The organism is Janthinobacterium sp. OK676 (genome assembly GCF_900103595.1).
Taxonomy (GTDB): Bacteria; Pseudomonadota; Gammaproteobacteria; order Burkholderiales; family Burkholderiaceae_D; genus Janthinobacterium.
The window spans coordinates 1-1,461 of the sequence record NZ_FNHA01000030.1 but is presented as its reverse complement, the minus strand read 5'-3'; the positions used below and the strand labels follow the sequence as shown (position 1 = coordinate 1,461).

At 57.2% G+C, this 1,461-nt stretch carries 1 protein-coding gene; it reads right to left on the bottom strand.

What is annotated here, in order from left to right:
• Positions 1–1,412 (bottom strand): tetratricopeptide repeat protein (locus BLU39_RS28465; RefSeq protein ID WP_175539447.1); only part of this gene is annotated, 1,412 nt, incomplete at its 3' end.
• Positions 1,413–1,461: the final 49 nt, after the last annotated feature.

Sequence of the window (1,461 nt, the reverse complement as noted above, 5' to 3'; positions counted from 1 at the left end):
CCGCTGACCGGACAAGCCTGGTCGCAAGCGCAGCTCAACCATGGCTCGGGCCGCGCCACCTCGCGCAGCAAGCCGCGCACCGCGCGCGGTTCCACGGCGCCATGGTTGTGCCGTATCGTCAGGCACTGCTCCCACGTCACGGGGCCATAACGACTGTTTCCGTCAGCATCGAGCACGCTGAAATGGCGGAACGCTTCGCCTTCACTGAACAGCCGGGCCGGCTCCGTCAAACCCTTCCCAGCGGCGGGTTGCCAGTATGCGGAAAACGGCGCAGTCGGCGCGTCGCTGTGCAAGCCGGTGGGGCGCAGCGCATAGTCGGCGGCCAGGAAATATGGTTTTTGCAACAACGAGGAGGCGCTTGGCTGCGGCATGGCGGGCGGCGGGCGGACACCCTTGGCGGCATGCAGCAAGGTATCCCTGTCGCCATTCCAGGGCGGCAGATCGGCGGGCGGGAGCGGCAAGACCTTGTCCAGATTAGGAAAGCGCGCATTGGGATTGAATCCAAGTTCGCGATTAAGTACCGCATAACGTTCACCGCGAGCCTTGTCAATGAACGGCACTAACATATCGGACATATTGAAAGGTTGGCTGAACTCTATTGAGAGATCGCGTGCGCACTGCGCGCAACCCAGGCGGACACCTTCATGTAAAACTTTTAGTGCGCGGTCTTTTGTTTCTGGCGTCCGATGATCGCCAATTATTGTGCCATCTGCAGTTCTTGGCGCAGCATATAAATAGTATAAATCATATGCCGCTGGCCCGTAACCTTGGGTAACCGCACACTCCAGCATTTTGGTCGCTACAGGAATATTGCCCCACATATCAATACCTGGGTGATCCTCTCCAGCAGTCAATTTTTCGCCGAGAAACCCCATTGCCTGTGGATTTCCCATCTGCGCCGCCTTTTGCCAAAAGGCATAAGCGCGAGTGATGTCGCCGCTGACGCCCGTGCCATTCGCATAATACGTTCCCATCCGGTCATATGCCGCCGGTATGCCCAGCCGCATCGCCTTTTCCACCAGTTGCACCGCTTCCTCCTCACCATATAAAGGATCGCGTCCTTCCACATACAGACTGGCCAGATTGAGCATCGCCTTCCAGTGCAACCGCTCTGCCGCTTGACGCGTCAGAGCGACGATTTTTTTGTAATCGCGGTCTCCCACGAAAATTTCAGGATCTTCCAAGGCGCGCGCTTCGAGGAACCAGTCCTCGGCTTGCGCATCGATGGGCGGCACCTTATTCGCCTCGGTTTCACAGATAAAATCCGCGACATGGGGATTGAAAAGTGGCAGGCTTTGGTTGCGTGGCAGGACTTTGTCGTTAGGCATTTTGCAGGCAAGCAGGCAGCACAAGACAATCAGCGAAGCAAGGCGTCCTCTTGTGGCAGCCATGCCGGATTGATTGCTATCCATTGCGTTATCCAAGATCAGGAAGGGACGCATCCATCAAATGCCACGTCAC